19 protein-coding genes are annotated in these 26,105 nt (G+C 34.4%); 11 read left to right on the top strand and 8 right to left on the bottom strand.

Features of this window, described 5'->3' with window-relative positions; translation table 11 throughout:
* Window positions 1–19 precede the first annotated feature (19 nt).
* A complete protein-coding gene (locus tag BUB95_RS12385) occupies window positions 20–1,648 on the top strand; it encodes an isocitrate lyase (RefSeq protein ID WP_073086920.1) in 1,629 nt (542 codons plus the stop codon).
* Window positions 1,649–1,726: 78 nt separating this feature from the next.
* Here the strand turns inward: BUB95_RS12385 and BUB95_RS12380 are convergent, their stop codons facing one another.
* From BUB95_RS12380 to prfB, 5 genes are all read right to left on the bottom strand, one after another.
* Window positions 1,727–2,389: a 3'-5' exonuclease gene (locus tag BUB95_RS12380; protein ID WP_073086919.1), complete on the bottom strand. Its 663-nt coding sequence runs from the start codon at window positions 2,387–2,389 to the stop codon at window positions 1,727–1,729.
* A 1-nt stretch (window position 2,390) separates the two neighbouring features.
* Complete coding sequence (locus BUB95_RS12375) at window positions 2,391–4,274, bottom strand: DUF294 nucleotidyltransferase-like domain-containing protein (RefSeq protein ID WP_073086918.1); 1,884 nt, start codon at window positions 4,272–4,274, stop codon at window positions 2,391–2,393.
* Window positions 4,275–4,333: 59 nt separating this feature from the next.
* Window positions 4,334–4,813, bottom strand: coding sequence for a hypothetical protein (locus tag BUB95_RS12370; RefSeq protein ID WP_073086916.1), 480 nt, complete (start codon window positions 4,811–4,813; stop codon window positions 4,334–4,336).
* 1 nt (window position 4,814) lies between these two features.
* On the bottom strand, window positions 4,815–5,156 hold the full coding sequence (gene arsC / locus BUB95_RS12365) for an arsenate reductase (glutaredoxin) (protein ID WP_073086914.1): 342 nt from the start codon (window positions 5,154–5,156) through the stop codon (window positions 4,815–4,817).
* A 52-nt stretch (window positions 5,157–5,208) separates the two neighbouring features.
* Window positions 5,209–6,310, bottom strand: a protein-coding gene (gene prfB / locus BUB95_RS12360) for a peptide chain release factor 2 (RefSeq protein WP_143185607.1) whose coding sequence is annotated in 2 segments (ribosomal slippage) — window positions 5,209–6,246 and window positions 6,248–6,310 — 1,101 coding nt in all. Because the reading frame shifts where the segments join, the coding sequence is not laid out codon by codon here.
* 105 nt (window positions 6,311–6,415) lie between these two features.
* Here prfB and BUB95_RS12355 point away from each other — a divergent pair.
* Together BUB95_RS12355 and BUB95_RS12350 are read left to right on the top strand one after the other, a co-directional pair.
* Window positions 6,416–8,830 carry a zinc-dependent metalloprotease gene (locus BUB95_RS12355; protein WP_073086912.1) on the top strand — a complete coding sequence of 805 codons (2,415 nt, stop codon included), beginning with the start codon at window positions 6,416–6,418 and terminating at the stop codon, window positions 8,828–8,830.
* An 83-nt stretch (window positions 8,831–8,913) separates the two neighbouring features.
* Window positions 8,914–9,933, top strand: a complete 1,020-nt coding sequence (locus BUB95_RS12350) for a threonine aldolase family protein (RefSeq protein WP_073086910.1) — start codon at window positions 8,914–8,916, stop codon at window positions 9,931–9,933.
* Between the two features lie 186 nt (window positions 9,934–10,119).
* Here the strand turns inward: BUB95_RS12350 and BUB95_RS12345 are convergent, their stop codons facing one another.
* Window positions 10,120–10,431 (bottom strand): YbaB/EbfC family nucleoid-associated protein, encoded by a 312-nt coding sequence (locus BUB95_RS12345; RefSeq protein ID WP_073086908.1) that lies wholly within the window; start codon window positions 10,429–10,431, stop codon window positions 10,120–10,122.
* Window positions 10,432–10,510: 79 nt separating this feature from the next.
* Between BUB95_RS12345 and BUB95_RS12340 the strand changes: the two genes are divergently transcribed.
* From BUB95_RS12340 to BUB95_RS12330, 3 genes are all read left to right on the top strand, one after another.
* The gene (locus tag BUB95_RS12340; RefSeq protein ID WP_073086906.1) at window positions 10,511–12,571 is read left to right on the top strand and encodes a S9 family peptidase; all 2,061 of its coding nucleotides are present in this window, start codon (window positions 10,511–10,513) and stop codon (window positions 12,569–12,571) included.
* Window positions 12,572–12,642: 71 nt separating this feature from the next.
* On the top strand, window positions 12,643–13,680 hold the full coding sequence (locus BUB95_RS12335; RefSeq protein WP_073086904.1) for a cysteate synthase: 1,038 nt from the start codon (window positions 12,643–12,645) through the stop codon (window positions 13,678–13,680).
* 205 nt (window positions 13,681–13,885) lie between these two features.
* A complete protein-coding gene (locus BUB95_RS12330) occupies window positions 13,886–15,145 on the top strand; it encodes a cysteate-C-fatty acyltransferase (RefSeq protein ID WP_073086902.1) in 1,260 nt (419 codons plus the stop codon).
* 51 nt (window positions 15,146–15,196) lie between these two features.
* Here BUB95_RS12330 and BUB95_RS12325 read toward each other — a convergent pair whose 3' ends face one another.
* Together BUB95_RS12325 and BUB95_RS12320 are read right to left on the bottom strand one after the other, a co-directional pair.
* The gene (locus tag BUB95_RS12325) at window positions 15,197–16,315 is read right to left on the bottom strand and encodes a GTP cyclohydrolase (protein WP_073086900.1); all 1,119 of its coding nucleotides are present in this window, start codon (window positions 16,313–16,315) and stop codon (window positions 15,197–15,199) included.
* A gap of 9 nt (window positions 16,316–16,324) precedes the next feature.
* The gene (locus BUB95_RS12320; protein WP_073086898.1) at window positions 16,325–17,317 is read right to left on the bottom strand and encodes a transporter; all 993 of its coding nucleotides are present in this window, start codon (window positions 17,315–17,317) and stop codon (window positions 16,325–16,327) included.
* A gap of 105 nt (window positions 17,318–17,422) precedes the next feature.
* Between BUB95_RS12320 and BUB95_RS12315 the strand changes: the two genes are divergently transcribed.
* The 5 genes from BUB95_RS12315 to BUB95_RS12295 all read left to right on the top strand — a co-directional run bounded on the left by BUB95_RS12315 (window position 17,423) and on the right by BUB95_RS12295 (window position 26,096).
* Window positions 17,423–17,704 (top strand): DUF4834 family protein, encoded by a 282-nt coding sequence (locus BUB95_RS12315; RefSeq protein ID WP_073086896.1) that lies wholly within the window; start codon window positions 17,423–17,425, stop codon window positions 17,702–17,704.
* A 31-nt stretch (window positions 17,705–17,735) separates the two neighbouring features.
* Window positions 17,736–20,168, top strand: a complete 2,433-nt coding sequence (locus tag BUB95_RS12310; protein WP_073086894.1) for a YfhO family protein — start codon at window positions 17,736–17,738, stop codon at window positions 20,166–20,168.
* A gap of 4 nt (window positions 20,169–20,172) precedes the next feature.
* On the top strand, window positions 20,173–21,462 hold the full coding sequence (locus BUB95_RS12305) for a glycosyltransferase family 4 protein (protein WP_073086892.1): 1,290 nt from the start codon (window positions 20,173–20,175) through the stop codon (window positions 21,460–21,462).
* 29 nt (window positions 21,463–21,491) lie between these two features.
* The gene (locus BUB95_RS12300) at window positions 21,492–22,949 is read left to right on the top strand and encodes a lipopolysaccharide biosynthesis protein (protein ID WP_073086890.1); all 1,458 of its coding nucleotides are present in this window, start codon (window positions 21,492–21,494) and stop codon (window positions 22,947–22,949) included.
* A 189-nt stretch (window positions 22,950–23,138) separates the two neighbouring features.
* Window positions 23,139–26,096, top strand: a complete 2,958-nt coding sequence (locus BUB95_RS12295; protein ID WP_073086888.1) for a serine hydrolase domain-containing protein — start codon at window positions 23,139–23,141, stop codon at window positions 26,094–26,096.
* Window positions 26,097–26,105 lie beyond the last annotated feature (9 nt).

Below are 26,105 nucleotides of genomic sequence, written 5' to 3'. Positions count from 1 at the left end.
ATTAATACATTTTAAAATTATGAAAAATCTATCACATTTCAACTACAATTCGGCTTTACAGACCGTGAGAGCACTTAAAGAAAAGTTCGGTGATGCTTGGAGTGGTGTAGAACCATCAAGTGTTGCACGTATGGCAGCTCAAAATCAGTTTAAAACAGGTTTGGATATTGCAAAATACACAGCAGCCATAATGCGTAAGGATATGGCAGAATATGATGCAGACTCATCACAATATACCCAATCTTTAGGATGCTGGCATGGTTTTGTGGCGCAACAGAATATGATTGCTGTAAAAAAGCATCATAAAACAACAGACAAGCGTTATTTGTACTTATCTGGTTGGATGGTAGCAGCTTTGCGCTCAGAATTTGGTCCACTACCAGACCAATCTATGCACGAAAAAACTGCAGTGTATAGCTTGATAGAAGAGATATATGATTTTTTGAAACAAGCAGACGCCATAGAACTTAATGATTTATTTCGTCGGTTAGATAATGGTGAAGATGTTCAAAATGAAATAGATAATTGTCAAACACATGTAGTACCAATTATAGCAGATATCGATGCTGGTTTTGGTAATGAAGAAGCTACATATTTACTCGCAAAAAAAATGATTGAAGCTGGAGCTTGCGCTATCCAAATAGAAAATCAAGTTTCTGATGCTAAGCAATGCGGACATCAAGATGGAAAAGTAACAGTTCCGCACGAAGATTTTATTGCAAAACTAAACGCAGTACGTTACGCCTTTTTAGAATTGGGAGTCGAAGATGGAATTATTGTAGCTCGTACCGATTCTGAAGGTGCTGGATTAACTCAAAAATTACCAGTAAGTAAAGAAAAAGGAGATTTAGCATCACAATATTTGGCTTTTGTAGATGCTGAAGAAGTGGCTATTGAAGGTGTAAAAGATGATGATATTTTATTAAAGCGTAACGGTAAATTGGTACGTCCAAAGCGTCTTCCTAATGGCTTGTATAAGTTTAGCGAAGGTACTAATATCGATAGAGTAGTGTTAGATTGTATAACGAGTATTCAAAATGGCGCTGATTTATTATGGATAGAAACACCAACACCAAACGTTGCGCAAATTGCACATATGATGAATAGAGTAAAGGCCGTAGTTCCTAATGCAAAGTTGGTATACAATAATTCACCATCATTTAATTGGACATTGAATTTTAGAAAGCAAGTGTTTGAAGAAATGTTGTTAGAAGGTATGGACATGTCAGCTTACGACAAAGACCTCTTAATGGATAAAAAGTACGATGATACTGAATTGAGTTACAGAGCTGACGAGAAAATCAGAACATTTCAAAAAGACGGCGCTAGAGAAGCCGGAATTTTCCATCACTTGATTACATTGCCTACTTATCATACCACAGCCTTACATATGAATGACCTGGCTAAAGGATATTATGGAGAAGAGGCAATGTTAACTTATGTAAAAGATGTACAGCGTCAAGAAATTAGAAAAGCTGTGTCTTGTGTAAAACACCAACGTATGGCTGGCTCCGACCTTGGTGATGACCATAAAACGTTCTTTGCAGGTGAAAAAGCTTTAAAAGCTGGTGGCGAAAAAAATACATCTAATCAATTTGAAATTCCTGCTGCACAACCTAAAAAGCAAGAACTAAGTGTTGTAGCTTAAAATACCGATTAATTGCAATGTGTTTGTAATCTTTATTAGTTTAGTTAGTTAAATACACACTCAGAAATGGGTGTGTTTTTATAATAAGCCAACTCTATTTACTGGTCGTAATAAATCCTTCAATTTCAAATCTTGATTTACGGTAAGTTTTGTAATCAATTTTAAAAAGAGTAATGCTGTAATATAGGCATCACCTGATGCTGTATGTCTATCGTGAAGCGGAATATGAAACCGTTCTGATAGCTCATCTAAGCTAAAATGTGCCTTAGAGGTATCTAATTTTGTTTTTTGAAATAGATGTCCAGTGTCTATAACCTTGTTCTTTAATTTTGGCAGACCCATTTGTTTTAGTGCGGTATTTATCATAGCAACATCAAAAGCAGCATGATGAGCAACCAAAACAGCATCTTTAACATAATCTAAAAAATGAATAATTGCTTCTGATTCCTGTACTTTAGATATTTTGCCATCTTTGAGTAAGCCATGAATTTTAACGGTTTCGGTATTAAAATGTTTTTGCTTAACATAAATTTCGAGTTGGTCGGCAACTCTAATTTTTAAATTTTCTACAGCAATACAACCTATTGAGAGAATTTTATCCTTGTTTATATCTAATCCTGTTGTTTCGGTATCAAAAACTACAAATCGGGTAGCATTTAAATCTTGATTTTGAGGAGATTTAAAAAACGAAAGGTATGCTTCCCAGAACTCAGGATAGGATTTAGATTTAAACCAATTCATATTACATAAGTTGAGAGAGTTTAAAACGTGTTGTAATTAATTCTTGAATAGATTTTACTGCCTTAAAACTTCGCTTTAGTTTTAGACGATTGCCTTTGCTTAACGATTCTAAATCTATAAAACGCCCAGAATCTTTATTTGCTAAGCCTTGCTCTGTTCTAAAACGTAGTAAATCCTTAAAAGCGTCTATGCAAAATAGATAAGTATCTTTGTTTTGTGGCTCTAATTCTACCAGCTTTTCGTAACGTTCAATCGTATTGTTTACAGACTTAATATTATGCGATAGTATAAGTAATCTAGCTGCATCAACTAATGGCATAATCGCTCGAGCCTTTATGTCAAAGTAATCTTTGTGTTCACCGTTAGCCTCTACCAAAAATTGTCTAAAAAAACTGAGTGGCGGCGGATTTTGAAGCGCATTTCTACCAAGATAAGTGAGGAAGATATCGTTAGATTCTATACTCTGAAAAATGCGTTCTGACAATTGCTTTACTAAGGTTTTATCGCCATAAACATTGTCATAATCAAAGAAAATAGTTGATAGCATTAGACTATTTTGGTCTGGTGTTGTAATCCATTTATGAAACTGATCAGACCATTCTGTAACAGACAGACACCATTTTGGATTATTGGCCATCATCTCTGCAGGACATAATTCAAAGCCAACAGCTTCTAAATCTTTAGTTATAAAATCTGAAAGTTCTAAAAAATAGGTTTTTGTTTTATCGTAATCTTGAGCATCTACATCTTCAAAGACAATAGCATTATCTTGATCTGTTAGTAACAACTGCTCTTGCCGACCTTGACTGCCTATAGATAACCAAACGAATTCAGCTGGTGGTTTGGAGGGCATCTTAGAGAGCGCTATATCTATTATTCTTTTAGTTATAGCATCATTTATAGATGAAATAATTCTTGCAACAATATCTATCGGAATGTTTTGGTCTAAATATCTTTCTATTAAATCCTGAGCACGATTTCTAATATTCTTTAATTGTTCAGACGATTTGCTTCGTCGTATTTCTTTAACAAGTGAAGAGGCATTATGTTCTCTTAAGACTATAATATCGTGTTCGGATAAAATGCCTATAAGTTTAGTATTTACTGTTCCATCTTCAGTAATACACAAGTGGGTAATTTTATGACGCAACATAGCAATTTGTGCCTCTGCAACGGTAATGGTTTTTGGATAGGTAATAACAGGAGATGACATAATTGAGGATACTAAATCGTTAATTTTATGCTTTCCTGTCGCAATTTTTGTCCGTAAATCCTTATCTGTTATAATACCAATTGGTCTTTCTTGTTCTACAACAACTATAGAGCCTACGTGATTATCGGTCATAATTATAGATGCTTCTTTAATAGTAGTTATTTTAGAACAAGTAATTGGATGTTTTGAATAATCTACTGACTGTAAGTCTGAATATAAAACATCATTAGTTATAATTACTGAATCCTCCGAATTATTAATCACTTTTGTGTTAGCAACAAATGATTGCATTAAAAATTGACTAGCTTCGGCGTTTGTAGTGATGTACGTATTGAGTAATTCTGAAGAAATGCTGTATAGTACAGATTCTTCTATAGCTTTGGCCTTTAGGATATAAGTTCCTTTTCGGATTAAGGCTCTAAGCCCAAAAATGTCACCTTCGTCACACTGATCAATTAGCTGATTGTTTTGATCAAAAAGCCCAATAGCACCATTCTTAACTACATAAAAATACTGCTCTATTGGTTGATTAATATCAAAGATAGCAGAACCGTTTTCTAGATAGTGAACATCAACAGCTTTAGAAATTTCTATAAGCTGACTTTTGGTAAGTAAATTAAAAGGAGGAAAATCTTTTAGAAAATCGTTTATACGAAGAGCTATGGTATTCATTTTAGCAAATTAGCTAAAAAACGACCAAACACAAATGATAAGTATCATATAAATATAAGCTAGTTATCATCATCACCTTTTTTCTTTTTCTTACGTTTTTTCTTCTTTTTCTTCTTTTTTACTTCAGTTTCATCAAATTCACCTTTAAAAAAATCATCTAATTTTTTTTGGTCATTTTCTGAGAGTAGTGAGCGCGATTCTTTAAAATGTTCTCTTCTAAAAGCCTCAAAAGCATCCTTACGTTGAACGGAATTCTCAAAAGGTTGTTTCATAAACACTTTAACTTTTTCAAAATAGTCATTCATGTTTTGCTTAAGAATTTCTTTTGTAAAATCGTCAGCTTCTAGAGTTGTTAAAAAATTCGCAACAAATTCTTGTCTACGCTCCTCAGCTTTTTTCTCAGCAGCTTCAATCTGACTATCACTAGGAGGAGAAGCTGGTGGTTGGCGATTAAATCTATTCTGGCGTTGACCTCCAAATTGTGCAGATGCTGCAAATGAGGTTAATAAAACACAGATGAAAAGTATTGCTTTTTTCATGTTATAATATGATATTTATAGCTTCTGTTGGTCGTCCAACAACTGCTTTATTTTTATTAATAACTATTGGACGTTCAATAAGTTTTGGATGTTTAACCATAGCTGTGATAATGTCTTCATCAGATAGATTTTTTCCTTTATAATCGCTCTTCCAGATTACCTCATTTTTTCTTACTAAATCCAAAGGCGAAATTCCTAATTTACTGATAATGGATTTTAATTCCAAAATGGTAAGTGGATTATCCAAATATTTAATAACCTCAAATTCATTATTTGTGGCTTCCAAGAGTTGAAGACCTTCTCTAGATTTTTGACATCTTGGATTGTGTAAAATTTGTATCATATTTACTTCCCGTGAAATTGGGAATCTTATTTTATTAAACTCTTTTAATCAATTACTGTGCCGAATCTTTTTGACCCATCATCATCAAATATTCCTTTAAAAACGCTTCGATATCGCCATCCATAACGGCATCGATGTTTCCTGTTTCGTGCCCAGTCCTAACATCTTTAACCAATTTATAAGGATGCATCACATAGTTACGTATCTGGCTTCCCCATTCAATTTTCATCTTTCCAGCTTCAATATCTTCACGTTGTGCCATTCGCTTTTGTAATTCTATTTCATAAAGTTGAGACTTCAACATTTGTAAAGCACGTGCTCGGTTATCGTGTTGTGAACGCGTTTCGGAGCACTGAATTTGAATTCCCGAAGGCTTATGCAACAGCTGCACTTTTGTTTCAACTTTATTGACATTTTGACCACCTGCGCCACTAGAACGTGCGGTTGTGATTTCTAAATCTGAAGGATTGATTTCAATTTCAATAGAATCATCCACCAAAGGATACACATAAACCGAAGCAAAACTCGTATGGCGTTTGGCATTACTATCAAAAGGTGAAATACGTACCAAACGATGTACACCATTTTCACCTTTAAGCCAACCAAAGGCATAAGAACCCTCAATTTCTAGGGTCACTGTTTTTATACCAGCGACATCACCATCTTGAAGGTTAAGCTCTTTTATTTTAAAACCACTTTTTTCGGCATACATCATGTACATACGCATGAGCATACTTGCCCAATCGCAACTTTCGGTTCCGCCAGCACCAGCAGTAATTTGAAGGACAGCACTTAGAGAATCACCTTCTTCAGAAAGCATATTTTTAAACTCCAACTTTTCAATGGCGTTTACGGCTTTTTCATAACGTGCTTCAACGTTTTCCATTGGTGCCTCGTCTTCTTTGAAAAATTCGTAAATAACTTCTAAATCTTCGTAAAGGGTTTCGGCAGCTTCGTAATCATTAACCCAGCTTTTCTTTTCACGAAGTGATTTCATCACGGCTTCTGCCTTTTTAGAGTCGTTCCAAAAATTAGGGTCAAAGGTTTGCTCTTCTTCGTTGGTAATTTCTATGCGTTTGGCATCTAAGTCAAAGATACTGTCTCAGTGTGTCGAGACGGGAATTAAGTGCTTTTATTTGGTCTGAAGTAATCATCAATCATCAATTTCTGCAAATATAATAGGATGCTTTAAAGTCTTGCTGATTTTGAAGGAAATTTTTAGAAATTCCGTAGTTTTATGTCGCTTAAAAAAATCAACTATGAAACACGTTATACAACTCACTTTTCTTTTTTTGTTTTCCATATCTATTCAAGCTCAAGTTACCAATAAAAAGGATCTGAAAGCTTATGAAGGGTATTTTGATTTTTATTATGAAGAAGCTACTGATAAAATTTATCTAAAAGTTGAAAAGCTGAACGACCAATTTCTTTACGTGAATTCTCTTGCTTCAGGTGTTGGTAGTAACGACATTGGTTTAGACCGTGGACAATTGGGTAACGAACGTGTGGTTTATTTTCAAAAAGCAGGAAATAAATTATTGCTAATTCAGCCAAATTTAAAATTTCGTGCAAATACCGATAACGAGTTAGAAAAGAAAAGCATAGAACAAGCCTTTGCGAAGTCCGTTTTATTCGGATTCAAAATATTAGAACAAAAAGACGACGCATTTTATGTTGATTTTACGCCATTTTTAATGGAAGATGCACATAATGTTTCAGGACGTTTAAAAGGTAGAGGCGAAGGCACTTACAAAATAGATGCATCAAAAAGCGCATTAGCTTTAGAACGCACAAAAGCATTTCCTAAGAATGTGGAATTTGAAGCCATGCTAACGTTTAAGGGAAATCCCACAGGTAGAAATCTACGAAGCGTTACACCAACATCGACATTGGTGACTGTGACACAGCATCATTCTTTTATAGAGTTGCCAGACGATAATTACAAACCAAGAGCTTTTGATACACGTAGCGGTGCGATTTCTATGAGTTATATGGATTATGCAACGCCAATTCAAGAGGATATTAGAAAACGCTTTATCATTCGTCATCGCTTAGAAAAGAAAAATCCTAATGCTGAAATTAGCGAAGCTAAAGAGCCAATTATTTATTATCTCGACCCAGGAACGCCAGAACCAGTGCGTTCTGCATTGTTAGAAGGAGCGCGATGGTGGAACCAAGCTTATGAAGCCATTGGTTTTAAAGATGCATTTCAGGTTAAAATGCTACCCAAAGACGCAGACCCAATGGATTGTAGATACAACGTGATTCAATGGGTGCACAGAAGTACGCGTGGTTGGAGTTATGGCGGCAGTGTGGTTGACCCAAGAACTGGAGAAATAATCAAAGGTCATGTGAGTTTGGGGAGTTTGCGGATTCGTCAAGATTTTATGATTGCTCAAGCATTGATGAATAAACCTTTTGCCGACCGTGACGATAATTACCAACCAATGTTAGACATGGCTTTGGCGCGTATCCGTCAATTAAGCGCTCACGAAGTTGGTCATACAATTGGTTTTGCACATAACTTCGCAGCCAGTGCCAATAATCGCGCTTCGGTTATGGATTATCCGCATCCACAAATTGAACTTAAAAAAGGAAAGATAGATTTCAGTAACGCTTACGCGACAGGTATTGGCGATTGGGATAAAGTCACCGTAGCGTATAGTTATTCTGAATTCGATAAAAATTCTGATGAGAAAACTGAATTAAATAAAATTTTGAAAAAAGCAACTGAAGATGGTCATCGTTTTATCACAGACTCTGATGCTCGAGCAGCTGGCGGCGCACATTCTACGGCACATTTGTGGGACAATGGCAAAAGTGCTGCTGAAGAATTAAATGCTGTTTTAGAATTACGCAAACAAGCAATTGCAAATTTTTCTGAGGATAATATCAAGAGTTACGAGCCGTATTCGGTTTTAGAAGATGTGTTTGTGCCGCTTTATTTTTATCATCGTTACCAAACGGAAGCTGCGACTAAGGTTATAGGTGGATTGGATTATAATTATGCGGTTAAAGATGGTGAAGAGTTTACGGTGAAACCTGTTGACGTTAAACTTCAAAAAGAAACCTTAGATGCAATTTTGAAAACGCTTTCAGCCGAAAATTTAGCCATTCCAAAAGATAAATTGAGTTTATTTCCGCCTAGAGCATTTGGTTATGGGCGTACTCGAGAATCTTTTAAAGGAAAAACTGGAGTTGCTTTTGACCCATTTAGTGCGGCAAATACGGCAAGTGACGTGACGTTGAAATTCTTGTTGCATCCTGAACGTGCAAATCGTTTGGTATTGCAAAAGAGTTTGGATGATAAGCAGATTGGGTTGGAAGAAGTAATTAATGAAATAATGAGTAATACTTTTGGTAAAAATTATTCCGATAGTTATATCAATGATAGTCAACATCAAGTCAATGTTAATGTTCTTAAATATTTGATGAATCTTGCTGTGAATGATGAATCTTATTTTCAAGTTAAAGCAATTGTAAATAATATTTTAGTTAAATCATTAGAGAATTTTGGTAAAAGTTATAGTGAATCTGAAAAGTTTGATTTGCAATATAAAATTATGATGAAAGAGTTTTTTGAACACCCAGAAAAATTCAAATTAGAAGCAGCACCAAAAATCCCTGATGGTTCGCCAATTGGAAGTGGTGTTTGTGAGTATAATCAAAATTGAAATAGACATCAAATTAACGTTAAATAAAATTGCTGTCCGTTCGAGCGCAGTCGAGAACTAAATAATAAAATAGATAATAGTCCATGATAATAGACCTAAGAAGCGACACCGTAACCAAACCAACCAAAGGCATGTTAGATGCCATGCTATCCGCAGAAGTTGGTGACGATGTGTATAAAGAAGACCCAAGTATTAATGCTTTAGAGCAACGAATAGCCGATATGTTTGGCATGGACGAAGCCTTATTTTTCCCAACAGGAAGTATGGCCAACCAAGCCGCTTTAAAATTACATACCAATCCAGGTGAGCAAGTGATTTGTGATAAATACGCCCATATTTATAATTATGAAGGTGGCGGCGCATCATTTAATAGCGGAATCTCATGCAAATTGGTCGATGGTCATCGTGGTATGTTTACCGCCAAACAAGCCGAAGCATCTATAAATCCACCAGATTTTTATCATAGTCCATTAACTTCATTAATTGCTGTAGAAAACACAACGAACAAAGGCGGTGGTGCTTGTTGGGATTTTGAAGAACTTAAAAAATTGAGACGCGTAGCAACAAAACACGATTTAGGCTATCATCTAGATGGTGCACGACTTTGGAATGCCTTAATAGCAACAGGGCAATCGCCAAAACAATATGGCGAATTGTTTGACACAATTTCAGTGTGTCTAAGTAAAGGTTTGGGTTGCCCAATGGGTTCGGTTTTAATTGGTAATTCTGAATTGATGAAAGGTGCCATCCGTGTTCGTAAGATTTTAGGTGGCGGAATGCGACAAGTGGGATTTGCAGCAGCTGCTGGATTATATGCACTAGATAATCATTTTGAAAGATTAGCCGAAGACCACAAAAAAGCTAAGGAAATAGGTGAGGTATTGCATCAACATTCGGCGATTGAAAAAGTGGAACCAATTGAAACCAACATCATCATTTTTGAATTAAAATCTCATATTGATGAAGCTGAATTTCTAAATAAATTATCTGAGCAAAACATCAAGATTATAGGCATGGGAAGCAATAAGCTGAGAATGGTAACGCATTTGGATTATACCGATGCGATGCATGAGCGGGTTTTGGAGATTTTGAAAAGTTTATAGTTTTGAATTGAAAAGACCTCACAGGTTTTCGGTGGCTGAGCGGAGGCGAAGCCAAAACCTCTGAGGTCTCAAATTATATGTGAGATGCTGAATCAAGTTCAGCATGACAAACAATAATAAGGCACCGTCACAACACAACAGTGAACAGATTTTCTCCTTTGGGGAAATGTCCGAAGGACAATGGGGCTATAATCCAGGAATATTCGGCATGCCTTCCTTTGCTACTGCAGCCAATTCCGTTTCATATACAGCAGTAGCGCGTTCAATGGCTTTGTTAAGGGTTAAGATTAAATAATCTTCGAGCATTTCTTTATCGGTCAATAATTCCTCGTCTATTTCCAAAGATTTTATGGTTCTGTTTGCCGTAATCGTCACCTTTAATTTATTGTCGTTACTGGCTTCGTCTAACAAAACGCTATGCAAACGTTCTTTGGTTTCTTCAACTTTCTTTTGGGCTTCTTTTAGTTTATTCATCATGCCCATCATATCTCCAAACATAATCTTTTCGATTTAAAAATTTATACGTAGCAAAATTAGTAAATTGCGCCACTTTTTTATTTTAAAATATTTATAAAATATGGCTGATACTTCCCTCAAAAATCCACCAATTGCAAAGCAAGTCCCTCATAAGCTTGAAAAGCATGGAGATGTAAGGATTGATAATTATTTTTGGATGGCAAATAGAGAAAATGAAGACATTATCAATCATCTTAAAACAGAGAATGCATATTATGATGCCATGATGGCGCATACTAAAGATTTTCAGAAGGATTTATTTGAAGAAATGAAAGCCCGAATTAAGGAAGATGACGAGTCTGTGCCTTACAAATACAATGGCTATTGGTATATCACCAAGTTCGAAAAAGGAAAAGATTACCCAATCTACACGCGTAAGAAAGAGACTTTAGAAGCAGAAGAAGAGTTGCTCTTTGATTGTAATAAAATGGCAGAGGGTCATAGTTATTTTAAGCTTGTGGGTATTTCTATAAGTCCAGATAATACCACGGTTTCTTATGGCTTAGATGTAACAGGAAGACGTAACTACACGATTTATGTAAAAGATTTAGTTAGTGGAGACATTAAAAAAGACCAAATTGAATACACCACAGGTTCTTCAAGCTGGGCTAACGATAACAAAACACTGTTTTATACCAAAAAAGATGAAAAGACATTACGCTCATTTCAAATCTATAAACATAAACTTGGAGAAACTGAAGACCAGCTAGTTTTTGAAGAAGGTGATGATACTTTTGGTGTTGCTGTTTATAAGTCTAAATCTCGAAAGTATATCATTATTGCTTGCTATAGTACATTGACGAACGAGTATCATGTTTTAAGTGCTGATAATCCAGATGGAAAATTCAAAGTTTTTAGTCCTAGAGTTAGAGGTTTAGAATATAGTATTGCGCATTACAATGGAGATTTCTATGTATTAACCAATAAAGACAAATCAGCCAATTTTAAGTTAATGAAAACTTCAGAAACCAATACTAATATTAGTAATTGGGAAGATGTCATTCCGCATAGAGCTGAAACTTTGATTGAAAATGTCGATATTTTTAAAGATTATCTAGTATTAAGCGAACGTACCAATGGTCTAAATCAAATACGAATATTGCGATGGGATGGAAGTGAAGATTATTATTTACCATTTGCTTCTGAGACGTATACAGCCTACACAAGCACAAATGTAGATTTTGATATAGAAATTCTACGTTACAGTTATAATTCTTTAAACACACCTGCTTCGGTTATAGATTTTAACATGAGAACGAAATCTCAAATGGTTTTAAAAGAACAAGAAGTTTTAGGAGGTACATTTAAAAAAGAGAATTATGTTGAGGAACGTTTATGGGCAACTGCAGATGACGGAACCAAAATCCCTATGTCTGTAGTTTATAAAAAAGGATTAAAAAAAGACGGAAATAACCCGTTATTGCAATATGCGTATGGGTCGTATGGCTCAACGGTAGACCCTTATTTTTCCACGATTCGATTAAGTCTTTTAGACAGAGGATTTATTTATGTTATATCTCATATTCGTGGTGGCGAATATTTAGGTCGTAATTGGTACGATGATGGAAAGCTTTTAAAAAAGAAGAACACGTTCACAGACTTTATCGCGTGCTCCATTCATTTAATAAAAGAGCGTTACACGTCTTCACAGCACTTGTACGCCATGGGCGGAAGTGCAGGTGGTTTACTCATGGGTGCCGTTATAAATGAAGCTCCAGAATTATACAATGGCATTATTGCTGCTGTTCCTTTTGTGGATGTTGTAACGACTATGCTAGACGATTCAATTCCATTAACTACTGGCGAGTATGATGAATGGGGAAATCCTAATGATAGATTATACTACGATTATATGAAATCGTATTCACCTTATGACAATATTCAGGCTAAAGATTATCCTAATATGTTAGTCACAGCTGGATTGCATGATTCACAAGTACAGTACTGGGAACCAGCTAAATGGGTAGCCAAACTACGTGAATTAAAAACAGATAACAATAAATTGTTTTTAAAAACAAATATGGATGCTGGTCATGGTGGTGCCTCAGGTCGTTTTGAATCTCTAAAAGAAGATGCTGAAGAGTTTGCCTTTCTACTAGACCTTGAGGGAATTACGGCATAATCCAAAAAAAAATTGTAATTTTGCACGGTTTTAGGTAGCATTTTTTATATTGTTACTAGTAAATTACAAATATGACGAAAAGTAAACACGTTTATGACAATGTACTTCAGCTTATAGGAAGTACGCCCCTAATTAAATTAAACAAGGTTACAGAAGGTTTCGATGGCAACTTTTTTGCAAAGGTTGAAGCTTTTAATCCAGGTCACTCTTCAAAAGACAGAATTGCACTTCATATTATAGAAGAAGCCGAACGCCAAGGTATTCTTAATCCTGGTGATACTATAATTGAAACCACATCTGGTAATACAGGTTTTAGTATTGCTATGGTAAGTATCATCAAAGGGTACGAATGTATTTTAGCAGTAAGCTCAAAATCTTCTCCAGATAAGATTGACATGTTAAAGTCAATGGGAGCAAAGGTTTACGTTTGCCCTGCTCACGTAAAAGCGGATGACCCAAGGTCTTATTACGAAGTTGCAAAGCGTTTACATAGTGAAATTAAAGGTTCAGTATACATTAATCAATATTTTAATGTTTTAAATACTGAAGCACATTATAAAACTACAGGTCCAGAAATTTGGGAACAAACTGAAGGAAAGATTACACATTTAGTAGCGTGTAGTGGAACAGGTGGGACTATATCTGGTATTGCAAAATATTTGAAAGAGCAGAATCCAAATGTAAAAATATTAGGTGTCGATGCCTACGGTTCAGTATTAAAGAAATATCACGAAACTCGTGAGTTCGATTCTAATGAAATATACCCTTACCGTATTGAAGGTCTTGGAAAAAATCTAATTCCTACAGCAACAGATTTTGATGCTATAGACAAATTTGTAAAAGTAGGAGATGAAGAAAGTGCGCACTCTGCACGTGAGATTTCTTGTAAAGAAGGTCTTTTTGTTGGTTATACAAGCGGTGCAGCTTTACAGGCTATCAAGCAATTAAACGAAGAAGGTGAGTTTAAGCCTACGGATAATATAGTTGTGGTATTCCCTGATCATGGATCCAGATATATGAGTAAAGTTTACAATGATAAGTGGATGGAAGACCAAGGCTTTTTTGATACGCAAACAGAAATGCAAGCCACAATAGAGTACGTGAAGTAAACTATTAGAGCTATTATAATATAGAACCCTTCGGAATTTCGAGGGGTTTTTTATGTTTAAAACTTGGTGAATATAAAGCCTAAATAAATTATGCAATCATAATATTTTGCCTTAATTTTGCTCAGTTAAGCTAAACTAATTTTAACAAAAAATTAATAAATCAGATTCAAAGTAATTTGGTTTACATGATTTCGAAAGCGATAATATGAAGGATTTATTCGAAAAGATTTACAGAGATAAGGGACCGCTAGGAAAATGGGCATCTCAAGCTGAAGGTTATTTTGTTTTTCCAAAACTTGAAGGACAGATATCTAACCGTATGATGTTTCAAGGTAAAGAAGTTATTACATGGAGTATAAACGATTATTTAGGCCTTGCCAATCATCCAGAAGTTCGTAAAGTAGATGCAGAAGCTGCAGCAGAATATGGTTCAGCCTATCCAATGGGAGCGCGTATGATGTCAGGTCATACAGACTTACATGAGCAACTTCAAAACGAGTTAGCAGCATTTGTAAATAAAGAAGCTGCATATCTTTTAAATTTTGGTTACCAAGGTATCATGTCAACTATCGATGCTTTAGTTGGTAAGGACGATATTATTGTATACGATGTTGATGCACACGCTTGTATTATAGATGGTGTTCGTTTACATATGGGTAAACGTTTTACTTATAAACATAATGATGTAGAAAGTTTAGAGAAGAACTTAGAGCGTGCAACAAAAATGGCAGAGCAAACCGGTGGAGGAATTCTTGTGATTTCAGAAGGTGTGTTTGGTATGCGTGGTGAGCAAGGTCGTTTAAAAGAAATCGTTGAGCTAAAAAAGAAGTTCAATTTTAGATTTTTGGTTGATGATGCTCATGGCTTTGGAACCTTAGGTGCAACTGGTGCCGGAGCAGGAGAAGAACAAGGCGTACAAGATGATATTGATGTGTACTTTGCTACATTTGCTAAGTCTATGGCAAGTACAGGTGCATTTATTGCTGGCGATAAAGAAATTATAGATTACCTTAAATATAACTTACGTTCTCAAATGTTTGCAAAATCATTGCAAATGACCTTGACAAAAGGTGCTCTAAAGCGATTGGATATGTTACGAACAATGCCTGAGTTAAAGGAAAATCTTTGGAAGATTGTAAATGCCTTACAGTCAGGTTTAAAAGCGCGTGGATTTGATATAGGAACAACGCAAAGTTGTGTAACTCCAGTATATTTAAAAGGAAGTATACCTGAAGCTATGGCTTTAGTTAGAGACTTAAGAGAAAATCATGGAATCTTCTGTTCTATAGTGGTTTATCCTGTGATACCTAAAGGATTAATTTTACTAAGAATGATTCCTACAGCAACGCATACATTACAAGATGTTGAAGAAACTCTAGATGCTTTTGATGCCATTAGAGAACGATTAGATAACGGAACTTACAAGCGCATGTCAGCAGCATTAATGGCGGCAATGGGTGAGTAATTTTTTCTATTATGATATAAAAAAAGCTACCACATGGTAGCTTTTTTTGTTTTATAGATTTTTCTTAAACGTCTTTCGACGCTTATAAACTACAGGGTCAAAATGCTTCCAGATTTTATGGATAGCTTCGTTATCTTCAAGCTCAGGTGTTCTGTAGCAAGTTTGTATACCTTTAGCTGTAAATGTTTCATACATTTCATTAAACAACACGGCATGGACTCCTTTATTTTGATAATCTGGGTGAACACCGATGAGATAAAAAATAACATCCTTACTGTGCTTTTTTGCTTTCAGAATATGATATACGCCAAACGGAAAGATTTTACCTTTAGCTTTTTGTAAAGCATCTGCAAAACGAGGCATTACTATGGCGAACGCTACAAGATTTTCATTTTCATCCAAAACAAATTTGATATATTCAGGATTTACAAAACTTATAAACTTCTTTTTAAAGTATTCTTTTTGAATATCAGTAATTTCTACAAATGAAGACAGTGACGCATAACTTTTATTAAATAAATCAAACATGCGGTCTGCATAAGGCATAACCTCACTCGTTTTAATAAAATTTAATGCGGTTAATTTGTAACGTCTTTTAATCAGCTCTTGTGCTTTTTTAAAAAATTCTGGCTTTACATTGGCAAAAGGAAATTTGCTTTCAGAATACTCTTTTTCAACAGTATATCCATGTGCTTGATAATGATTTACATAATATGGATGATTGTACCATGTGATCATTGGCGCTATAGAATCAAAACCTTCGGTCATTACACCAACCTTATCAAGATTAGAAAAACCAACAGGTCCTTCTGTATATTTGAGGTTATGTTCTTTGCCAATCTTCTCAACAGTTTTTAGTAAGGCTTTACTAACTTGTAAGTCATCAATAAAATCAAACCAACCAAAACGCATCTTTTGTATATCTTGATTTTTTATCTCCAGCCAATTAATTATAGCAGCGACCCTACCAACGATTTCATTGTTTTTGTAGGCTAGAAAAAAACGAGCTTCGGCATCATTAAAAACAGGGTTTTCCGATTTATCAAAAGTTTTTAGCTCTTCGCTTATGATGGGAGGCACCCAATATTTTGAATTTTTATAGAGTTTAAAAGGAAATTTTACAAACTGTTTCAATTCCTTTTTAGAAATCGCTTCTTTAATTTCAATCATGTAGTTAGGCTATATATTATCGGAATCGAAATCTGTATTTTTCTTTTTTCGTTTTGTCTTTCTTTTAGACGTATCCACTTTATCACTAGCCTTTCCACCATTATCGATTTCTTTGTCCTTATGCCAATCAAATCGATACGAAGCACCAAAAGCAATATTGAAAACCGAAGGCGTGTCTTTGGCATTAAATGCAATATTGGCATCTAACTGAAAGTTCTTAGTCCACAGATATGCACCACCAAATCTGAATATATTGTCAGAGTAAAAATCACTTTTAATACCTTGTGCTTCACCAAATAAAACCCATTGTTCAGAAAATGAATGTGTCAAGGTTAATATATACTGAAAGTCTGAGAAATCGGTACCAATTCTATCTTTAAAAAAATTCATAACAAAGACCCATCCACCAGCAAAGTTATTTTGCGTAGCAATCATCACTTTTGGGCTTATACCACTTTCTAGAGATTGTGCAAATGGTGTATATGGAACATACGGGTTATTTTCTGTATCAAAATTGACACCTAAATACACAGCGACTGCAGGAATAAGTGATTTCCACTTAAAACGTCTATTTGCATGATAACTGTATATGTTGGGTTTATCTTCCTCAGCATTTTTATAGGGGTCATAAACTAAATATTTGGCACCAATTGTAAAAGTCCTAAAATTTGACCTTTTATCTTCTGTAGGAATAGCAGAAGCGTTCGATGTAAACGTATCATTTTGATAAATACCTTCAATATTTACCTCTAATTCTTCTAAAAGCAAACCAAATCGCGCAGCAAAATCAACACCAAAACCAGAAACCTCGTAGTTTAAAGGTGTATGCTCTTCTTTGTTTGTGTAGCCACCTAATTCTAACTGTAATACATTAGTACCTACAGAAAAAGCAGCTTTAGAAACACCAGGTCTATTAGAGTTTATAACGTCTGTATATTGTGACATAGCTGGGATAGAGGCAGCCAGCATCAAAGACAAAAAAAGAGGTTTTAGTAGTTTCATGGTAAATAGGTTAGATTTCAAATATAGATATTTTATACTTTTTTTAGGGATTTATAACGGATTATAAATCATGTTAATTGTATTTTTGAAATATAATTGATTCATATGATTTTTACTTTATCAGTCTATGGTGTAGCCCGAATGCTACTTTACATAATTGCTGTATATTTTATAATTAAAATTTTATCGCGAATATTCGCACCTATATTAATACGTTTTGCTGCCCGAAAAATGGAACAAAAATTTGGGCAACAGTTTAATGCGCAACAACGCGCACAGCAACCCAAACAAAAAGAAGGAGAAACGGTTATTGATAAAATGCCGTCTAGAGATGATGCTTCAAATAAAAATGTTGGTGAATATATCGATTACGAAGAAATTGATTAATTTTCAGCCTAATTCATTTTAATTCTTTTTCATGTCAAAATACCTAAAGGGATTTCTTCCGCATTTGTTAGTATTATTAGGTTTTGTAGTCTTATCGCTTGCTTACTTTAGTCCTGTTTTACAAGGCAAAAAAATATTTCAGAGTGATATAATGCATTACAAAGGTATGGCCAAGCAACAGCTTGATTATGCTGAGAAAGAAGGAGAAGAAACCTACTGGACCAATAGCGCTTTTGGAGGCATGCCTACTTATCAGTTAGGTGCTAAGTATCCACATAACTATATTAAGAAGTTAGATTTAGCTATTCGTTTTTTACCGCGTCCAGCCGACTATCTATTCCTTTATTTTATTGGCTTTTACATCTTGCTTTTAAGTCTTAAAGTGGACTTTAAGCTTGCAGCTTTGGGGTCTTTAGCTTTTGGTTTTTCAACATATATGATAATTATTTTAGGTGTTGGTCATAATTCTAAAGCCCACGCTATTGCTTATATGCCTTTAGTTTTATCTGGCATCATTCTGACTTTTCGGAAGAAATACATTTGGGGTTTTTTACTCACCATTGTAGCTCTAGGTTTAGAAATAGTAGCCAATCATTACCAAATGACCTATTATTTGTTGCTTTTGGTTCTTGTTCTAGGGCTTACTTATCTTATTGATGCATATCAGAAAAAACAATTAGCTCACTTTTTTAAATCTGTAGGATTACTAACTGTTGCAGCTATTATAGCTGTAGGTCTTAATGCTACAAACCTTATGGCTACGCAAGAGTATGTTAAAGAAAGTACACGTGGTAAAAGTGATTTAACGTTTCTACCGAATGGCCAGCCTAAAGAAGTTAAAGAAGGTTTAGACCCAACCTACATTACAGAGTACAGTTATGGATTAGCTGAGACTTTTAATCTATACATTCCAAAATTTATGGGCGGTGGGAGCACTGAAGATGTAGGCAAAGATTCAGAATTTTATAAAGCTTATATCAATTTGGGAGCTTCTCCAATAGAAGCTATTGAGGCTTCGCGTAATGCACCAATGTATTGGGGAGACCAAACTATAGTTGAAGCACCAGCATATGTTGGAGCAGTAATTATTTTCCTTTTTGTTTTAGGTTTATTCTTAGTTAAAGGAAGATTAAAGTGGTGGCTCGTTGGTGGGACTTTACTGTCTTTATTATTGTCCTATGGAAAGAACTTAGGCTTCTTAACAGATTTCTTTATCGACTATGTGCCACTTTACAATAAGTTTAGAGCAGTAAGTTCAATACAAGTTATTTTAGAATTATGTATTCCTGTTTTAGGTATTTTTGCTTTAGTAAGACTTTTTAACGATTTTCAGAAAAAAGAAGAAAAACTTAAGGCTTTAAAATATACAATACTTATCTGTGGTGGATTAGCTTTAGTGTTCTTAGTATTTCATTCCTTCTTATTTGAATTTACAAACTCACGAGAAAAAGAATACCCTGAAGCTTTATTGAATGCCTTAATCTCAGATAGAAAATCTCTTTTTGTTTCTGATACTATAAGAACATTGATTTTGGTTTTGCTTTCAGCTGGAATCATATTCTATTTCCTTAAAGAAAAACTGTCTGAAAAACTAGTTGTGGTTGTTTTTGCTGTATTGATTGTATTCGATTTAGTTTCAGTAGATAGAGCCTATGTTAACACAGAAAGTTTTAAATCTGCTCGAGAGATTGATAAGCCATATCAAGCCTCTAATGCCGATAAAGAAATCTTAAATGATGATGGACATTTTAGAGTTTTAGATGTTTCGCGAGATGGACAATCTAGACCAGCTAGAGCCGCTTATTTCCACAATTCTTTAAATGGCTATCACGCCGCAAAATTAAATCGTTTTGAAGCTTTGATGGATTTTCATGTTTATAGAAATAATACTGAAGTCTTAAACATGCTTAATACAAAGTATGTGTTAGCTGAGGACCAATCTGGTAGAGTAGAAGCCTCAACCCGATACACAGAGCCTAATGGAAATGCATGGTTTGTTTCAGAATTAGACACAGTGGTGAATGGAGATGAAGAGATACGAGCTTTAGATAGTTTAGATACGAAGAACAAAGCTGTTGTTTTAAAATCTGTTTTTGATGAATTCAATTTAAAAAGAACATATCAAAAAGATAGTACTGCATCGATTTACTTAACAGAATACAAACCTAACTACTTAAAGTACGAATCAATAAACACTAATGATGGTTTGGCTGTTTTTTCCGAAATGTATTATTACAAAGGTTGGCAGGCTTATATTGATGGAAAAGAAGTACCACATTTAAGAGTTAACTACGCATTAAGAGGATTGCAAATTCCTGTGGGTAAACATACCATAGAATTTAAGTTTGAACCACAAGTGGTTGAAACCGGAAGTAAAATTGCCTTAGGAAGTTCTGTTTTATTTGCAATTTTATTTGTCTTAGGCGGATTTTTACAATTCAAAAAACGTAAGTCGACTTCATAAATTTATGACCGACAAAAAAGTACTTATCATTACTTACTATTGGCCGCCAGCAGGTGGTCCAGGCGTTCAACGTTGGTTAAAGTTTACCAAGTATTTACCAGAATTTGGAATAACCCCAATAGTTTATTGTCCCGAAAATCCAAATTATCCTATTGTAGATGACAGTCTTTTAGATGAAATTCCTAAAGACCTCGCAGTTATTAAACGACCTATAAAAGAGCCATATAAATTTGCAAAAATCTTATCAAGCAAAAGTGCTAAAACTATTAGTTCTGGAGTCATCCCTGATAAGAAAAAGCAATCTTTAGTAGAACGATTACTGCTTTTTATTCGTGGTAATTTCTTTATTCCAGATGCCCGTAAAAACTGGATAAAGCCATCGGTTAGTTTTCTTTCGGATTATATCCAAAACAATAACATTGAAACTATAATTTCAACTGGTCCGCCACATAGTTTGCACCTCATAGGTTTAAAATTAAAAAAAGAGCTTGGTGTTAATTGGGTAGCTGATTTTCGTGACCCGTGGACAACTATTGGTTACCACAAGTCATTAAAATTATTAAAGTCTTCCGCAGCGAAGCATCATCAATTAGAGCTTAATGTTCTCCAGAATGCAGACCAAATTGTAGTAACAAGTCATCACACAAAAAGAGAATTTGAGGCAAAGACCGAACGCCCTATAACTGTTATTACCAATGGTTATGATTCAAATAATATTACTGTAGATTCCAAAGATTCAAAGTTCACTTTGTCGCATATTGGTTCTTTACTATCAGAACGAAATCCCAAGGTACTATGGGAAGTGCTATCTGAGTTGATGAAAGAAAATGAAACGTTTAAATCTAGTTTTGAGTTGAATTTAGTTGGTGTTGTAAGTGATACCATAATAAATTCAATTAAATCATATGGACTTGAAGATGTATTAAATCTTATAGGTTATGTAAACCACGATGAAGCTATTGCATTTCAGAAAAAATCACAATTATTACTTCTTATAGAAATTGATTCTGAAGACACCAAAGCTATTATTCCGGGTAAGTTATTTGAATACATGGTTTCTGAAACTCCAATATTGGCAATAGGTCCAAGAGATTCAGATGTAGAAGATATTATCAAATCTACAAATACAGGTACTTATTTTCAATATGATGAAAAAGCAAAACTTAAGACTCAAATTTTAGAGTGTTTTGAAGCTTATAAGAATGATGGCTTAAAATCTTATCCTATAGGACTTCAGAAATACAGTCGCAAAGCTTTAACTGAAAAACTTTCACAATTACTTCATAGTCTTTAGATGCTTGTAAAAAATTGTACTTTTAAATTATGGGAATAGTAATCAGGCAATCCTTTAAAAATACGTTAAGCACATATATTGGCTTTGGGATTGGTGCTATTAACACGCTTTTTCTCTATACCAATTTTTTAACGGATGAGTATTATGGCCTGGTTGCCTTTATTCTTTCTGCAGCAAATATTATGTTGCCATTTATGGCATTTGGTGTTCAAAATGCATTGATAAAATTTTATTCAACATTCAAAACAAAGAATACTCTTAATAGCTTTTTAACGCTAATGTTATTACTGCCATTAGTCTTTATAATACCTACTACAATCTTTGGGCTAATTGGTTACGATTTTATTGCAAGTCTTTTGTCTGAAAAGAACCCTTTAGTGTATGGTTATTTATGGCATATTTTGATTACAGCTATTGCCATGGCGTATTTTGAAGTATTTTTCTCTTGGTCTAAAGTACAAATGAAAACCGTTTTTGGTAATGTGATGCGAGAGATATTTCATAGGTTTTGTATTATGATTTTATTAGGGTGTGTTTATATGGGTTGGATATCTGTTAATACCTTTATTGGAGCAGTAGTAGCCGTATATGTTGCAAGAATGTTTATTATGAAAATATATGCATTTACACTGCGTTTTCCAGTTATTAAATTCAATAAAATTGAAAATGTTTCTTCAATTTTAAAGTACAGCTTTCTCATCATCATAGCAGGTTCTATAGCTATGGTGATTTTAGATTTAGATAAGTTTATGATTGGTCAATATCTGGAGATAGAAAACGTGGCTTATTATAGTGTTGCTATTTTTATAGCTACTGTAATTTCTGTTCCACAGCGGTCGATGCATCAAATACTCATGCCGATTACAGCAAAGTTTTTGAATGATGGTAATAAAGAAGAACTTAAGAGCTTATATCAAAAGAGCTCTTTGAGTCTTTTAGTCATTAGCGGACTTATATTTTTACTTATTGTATTAAATATTAATATGCTTTATCAAATTCTTCCAGAAAAATTTACTGGAGGTCTTTTTGTTGTGATTATCATTGGGATAGCAAAAGTATATGACAATGCAATGGGAAACAATAATGCTATTTTATTTAATAGTGATTATTACCGCATTGTTCTTTTTTTTGGTGTACTCTTAGCTTTATTAGCGATTGTTTTTAATGTAATTCTTATTCCTTTATATGGCATTGAAGGTTCAGCAATGGCAACATTTTTAGCTATAGTTATTTATAATACTCTAAAACTGATTTTCGTAAGAATTAAATTAAATATTCAGCCATTTAGTTTAGCTTCATTTAAAGTGTTAGTCCTTGTTGCAGTCTTAGGCCTTGCTTTGTATTGGGTTGATTTTCCACTTAACCCTATAGTTGGTATTGTATTAAAATCTATACTTGTTTCTTTACTTTATTGCTTTACAGTGTATAAGCTTGATATTTCTGAAGATATAAATGGAATAATTAAAAAATATATTCCGTTTTTATAAGGAGTCATCCAGAAGACTTTTTTACTCCATCGATGAGAACTTTATATAGCTAATTAATAACCTAGACCATATATTAGATAATGTTAATTAATGTCTTTATAAATCTATCATAAAGTCTTTTTACTTATGGTCATTTATGCTAATTTGGCATAGTATTCGTTATAAACATCACATATTAAATACAAATTCATGCAGCGCATTGCTATCATTATATTTTTATTCTTTTTAAGTTATAGTTTTTCTCAAGAAGAAACGCCAAATCCATTACTAACAGAAGATATTGAGGCTCAACAAAAATGGGTGGATAGTATATATGAAGGCATGACGCTGAAAGAACGTGTTGGGCAATTGTTCATGGTTCAGGCTTTTTCAAACAAAGGCTATAAGCATGAGAATGAAATTTCGGCATTAATAACAAAGCATCATATAGGAGGTGTTATTTATTCAAAAGGTGGTCCAACAAGACAAGTTAAGCTTGATAATAATCTACAGTCTCTATCAAAAGTTCCATTATTAATAGGTATGGATGCAGAATGGGGATTGAGCATGCGTTTAGATTCTACCTACGCTTTCCCTTGGAACATGACTTTAGGAGCCATTTCGAACAATAAATTAATTGAACAGACGGGATACCAAATTGGAGAACACTGCAAACGTGTAGGTGTACATTTCAATTTTGCGCCGGTAGTAGATATAAATACAAATCCTAAAAATCCTATAATAGGTAACCGCTCATTTGGAGAAGACAAAGATAATGTTACCGAAAAAGCTGCAGCTTTTATGAAAGGTATGCAAGCTGCTGGAGTTTTAGCTAACGCTAAGCATTTCCCAGGTCATGGCGATACAGATGCGGATTCGCATAAGACATTACCAACGGTTAACTTTAACAAGCAACGTATAGATTCAGTTGAGTTGTACCCTTACAGAAGGCTTATTAAAGAAGGGTTGTCGAGTGTTATGGTTGCTCATCTGAATATTCCAAGACTTGATATTAGAAACGGTTTACCTACCTCATTATCAAAATACGTTGTTACAGACTTACTCAAAAAAGAGTTAGGATTTAAAGGCTTGATATTTACTGATGCATTGACAATGAAAGGTGCAGCAGATTTCATTCAGCCTTCAGTAGACGGTGCTGCAACAAATAAAATGGATACAGGTGGTGAGATAGACCTCATGGCCTTTAAGGCAGGAAATGATGTAATGCTCATGTCAGAAGATGTAGCCAAAGGAATTGAGAAGATTTCAAAAGCTATTGAAAAAGGTGATATTACTGAAGAACGTTTGGCACACTCAGTAAAAAAGATTTTAATGGCAAAATATAAAGTTGGACTTCACAATTATAGTCCATTAAGTATCAGAGGTGTTCATGGTGATGTAAAACGGATTGAAGATGATGTTTTATATGGAAAGCTTTTAGAAGAAGCTATCACCGTCTTAAAGAACAAGAATGATATTCTTCCACTACGCAATCTAGAAACCAAAAAAATAGCATATGTCAGTCTTGGAGATGATAATAGTTCACCTTTTTATTCAGAATTAAAAAAGTATACTAAAGTTCATAAAATATCAGCAGATAATCTGGGTGATTTAATAGAAAAATTAAAAAACTATAACACAGTTATTGTAGGTTTTCATAAATCCAATGAAAATCCATGGAAATCTTACAAATTCTCTAATAAAGAATTGACTTGGTTATATGAAATCGCCAGAACAAATATGGTAATTCTAGATGTGTTCGCTAGGCCTTACGCTCTGATGGATATAAAATCTATCGAGAATATTGAAGCTATTGTGATGAGTTATCAAAATAGCAATATAGCTCAACAAAAATCTGCTCAAGCACTTTTTGGTGCTGTCGGTGCTAAGGGAAAACTGCCAGTGTCTGCAGGAGCGTATTTTAGTAGTGACCAAGGTATAAGCTATAACTCCTTAAACAATCTTGGTTATGGTTTACCAGAAGACGTTGGCATGAGCTCAGAAAAGCTTTTAAAGTTAGATTCTATTGCTAACTATGCCGTTAAAGAACAGATGACTCCAGGTATTCAACTTTTGGTAGCTAGAAAAGGAAAAGTGATTTACAACAAAAACTTTGGGTATCATACCTATAACAAAAAGAATAAAGTAGATTTTGATGACGTATACGATGTGGCTTCCCTAACTAAAGTTTTGGCAACTTTGCCTTTAGTCATGGAGTTGCAAGAGAAGAATATATTATCACTCAATTCTAAGATTTCCAGATTACTACCAGAATACAGGGGAACCAATAAAGAAGATATCACCTTGAAGCAAATGCTGTCTCACTATGCGAGATTAAGACCTTGGGTACCGTTTTATGCCAAAACATTAGATACTGTTACAGGAAAACCACTTAAAAAATGGTATCGTAATACTAAAGGTAAAAGTTATAATGTAGAAGTGACAGATAAACTTTTTATGCGCAAAGACTATAAAGATTCTATTAATGAGATTATTAAGGAAACAGAATTACTTTCTACGTTACGATATAGATATAGTGATTTGCCATATTATATCTTAAAACAATATCTAGAAAAGTATTATAATAAAGGCTTAGATGAATTGGTGCAAGACCACTTCTATCAATCCATTGGTGCCAACTATACTACCTACAGACCAAGAGAAAAATTTAGTCTAAAAGATATAATCCCAACAGAAGTTGACGATTATTTTCGTTATCAAAAAGTACATGGCTACGTGCATGATATGGGTGCGGCGATGCAAGACGGTGTTGGCGGGCATGCTGGTGTTTTTAGTAATGCCAATGACGTAGCAAAGTTGATGCAAATGTATTTGCAAAAGGGCTTTTATGGTGGAAAACGTTATTTTAAAACTGAAACATTAGATGAGTTTACAAAATGCCATTATTGCCATAAAGACAATAGAAGAGGTGTTGGTTTTGATAAACCACAACTAGGAGATTTGGGACCAACATGCGGTTGTATTTCTATGACCAGCTTTGGGCATTCAGGTTTTACTGGCACTTATGCTTGGGCTGACCCTGAGGAAGAGATTGTCTATGTATTTTTAGCTAATCGTACGTATCCTAAGGCGGGAAAAAATAGACTGCTTCGCGAAAATATAAGAACAGAAATCCAGCGATTAATTTATGAAGCTATTGAGGATTAATAAGTTCTA

The sequence above is a fragment of the Winogradskyella jejuensis genome (genome assembly GCF_900129745.1).
Lineage (GTDB): Bacteria > Bacteroidota > Bacteroidia > Flavobacteriales > Flavobacteriaceae > Winogradskyella > Winogradskyella jejuensis.
This window is presented reverse-complemented; position numbering and strand designations above follow the sequence as displayed.

What these genes read in the sequence shown, in the direction of transcription:
- BUB95_RS12385 (WP_073086920.1), top strand. Translation starts at nt 20, where the DNA reads ATGAAAAATCTATCACATTTCAACTACAATTCGGCTTTACAGACCGTG.
- BUB95_RS12380 (WP_073086919.1), bottom strand. Translation starts at nt 2,389, where the DNA reads ATGAATTGGTTTAAATCTAAATCCTATCCTGAGTTCTGGGAAGCATAC.
- BUB95_RS12375 (WP_073086918.1), bottom strand. Translation starts at nt 4,274, where the DNA reads ATGAATACCATAGCTCTTCGTATAAACGATTTTCTAAAAGATTTTCCT.
- BUB95_RS12370 (WP_073086916.1), bottom strand. Translation starts at nt 4,813, where the DNA reads ATGAAAAAAGCAATACTTTTCATCTGTGTTTTATTAACCTCATTTGCA.
- arsC (WP_073086914.1), bottom strand. Translation starts at nt 5,156, where the DNA reads ATGATACAAATTTTACACAATCCAAGATGTCAAAAATCTAGAGAAGGT.
- BUB95_RS12355 (WP_073086912.1), top strand. Translation starts at nt 6,416, where the DNA reads ATGAAACACGTTATACAACTCACTTTTCTTTTTTTGTTTTCCATATCT.
- BUB95_RS12350 (WP_073086910.1), top strand. Translation starts at nt 8,914, where the DNA reads ATGATAATAGACCTAAGAAGCGACACCGTAACCAAACCAACCAAAGGC.
- BUB95_RS12345 (WP_073086908.1), bottom strand. Translation starts at nt 10,431, where the DNA reads ATGTTTGGAGATATGATGGGCATGATGAATAAACTAAAAGAAGCCCAA.
- BUB95_RS12340 (WP_073086906.1), top strand. Translation starts at nt 10,511, where the DNA reads ATGGCTGATACTTCCCTCAAAAATCCACCAATTGCAAAGCAAGTCCCT.
- BUB95_RS12335 (WP_073086904.1), top strand. Translation starts at nt 12,643, where the DNA reads ATGACGAAAAGTAAACACGTTTATGACAATGTACTTCAGCTTATAGGA.
- BUB95_RS12330 (WP_073086902.1), top strand. Translation starts at nt 13,886, where the DNA reads ATGAAGGATTTATTCGAAAAGATTTACAGAGATAAGGGACCGCTAGGA.
- BUB95_RS12325 (WP_073086900.1), bottom strand. Translation starts at nt 16,315, where the DNA reads ATGATTGAAATTAAAGAAGCGATTTCTAAAAAGGAATTGAAACAGTTT.
- BUB95_RS12320 (WP_073086898.1), bottom strand. Translation starts at nt 17,317, where the DNA reads ATGAAACTACTAAAACCTCTTTTTTTGTCTTTGATGCTGGCTGCCTCT.
- BUB95_RS12315 (WP_073086896.1), top strand. Translation starts at nt 17,423, where the DNA reads ATGATTTTTACTTTATCAGTCTATGGTGTAGCCCGAATGCTACTTTAC.
- BUB95_RS12310 (WP_073086894.1), top strand. Translation starts at nt 17,736, where the DNA reads ATGTCAAAATACCTAAAGGGATTTCTTCCGCATTTGTTAGTATTATTA.
- BUB95_RS12305 (WP_073086892.1), top strand. Translation starts at nt 20,173, where the DNA reads ATGACCGACAAAAAAGTACTTATCATTACTTACTATTGGCCGCCAGCA.
- BUB95_RS12300 (WP_073086890.1), top strand. Translation starts at nt 21,492, where the DNA reads ATGGGAATAGTAATCAGGCAATCCTTTAAAAATACGTTAAGCACATAT.
- BUB95_RS12295 (WP_073086888.1), top strand. Translation starts at nt 23,139, where the DNA reads ATGCAGCGCATTGCTATCATTATATTTTTATTCTTTTTAAGTTATAGT.